The organism is Mycobacterium sp. E3298 (assembly GCF_001666895.1).
Lineage (GTDB): Bacteria > Actinomycetota > Actinomycetes > Mycobacteriales > Mycobacteriaceae > Mycobacterium.
The window spans coordinates 1-809 of the sequence record NZ_LZJB01000070.1 but is presented as its reverse complement, the minus strand read 5'-3'; the positions used below and the strand labels follow the sequence as shown (position 1 = coordinate 809).

Annotated in this window: 1 pseudogene; it reads right to left on the bottom strand. The window is 72.8% G+C overall.

From position 1 onward, the window contains the following. Positions 1-62 precede the first annotated feature (62 nt). Positions 63-809, bottom strand: a pseudogene (locus A9X05_RS02730) (phosphopantetheine-binding protein); the annotation flags it as partial.

Sequence of the window (809 nt, the reverse complement as noted above, 5' to 3'; positions counted from 1 at the left end):
GTGACGGGCACGGCCGACCCGGCCGAGATCCGCACCCAGCTCGGCGAACGGCTGCCCAGCTACATGGTGCCCGCGGCGGGGTTCAGCTGGGAGCGCGCCGCCACCAGCGCCGAGTCGGACAGCGCGTCGACGGTGTGCAGGCACGTGCCGGCGTCGACCGAGCCGACCTCGGGTACATGCATCGCCCAGCCGCCCGCGCCGTCGTCGTCGACCCGCAGCCGCAGCGTGGCGTGCCGGTCCAGCAGCGACTGCAGGACCACCTGAACATCGTCGCGGGTGACGCCGGCCGGGGCCTGCACCACCATGGTCTGGTTGAACTGGTCGGTCGGGCCCTCGACCTGCTGCAGCCAGCGCATGATCGGGGTCGCGGACACCGGGCCGATGCCCTCGTCCACTTCCTCGTCGTCGGTGGCCACGCGGGCCACCCGGGCCAGCTTGGCCACGGTCTGCTCGACGAAGACGTCGCGGGGCCGGCACACCACGCCGGCCGCCCGGGCGCGCGCCACCACCTGCATGGACAGGATGCTGTCGCCACCTAGGTCGAAGAACGAGTCGTCGACGCCGACCCGCTCCAGTCCCAGGACCTGGGCGTAGATCGCGGTCAGCGTCTCCTCGACGGCGGTGGTGGGTGCGCGGTATTCGCCGCTGGTCTTGTGGTACTCGGGGGCGGGCAGGGCGCGCTTGTCGAGCTTGCCGTTGACCGTCAGCGGCAGGGCCTCCAGCACCACGACGGCCGCGGGCACCATGTAGCTGGGCAGCCGTTCGCCGAGCTGGGTGCGGATCTCGGCCGGGTCGGCCGTGCCCGTCAC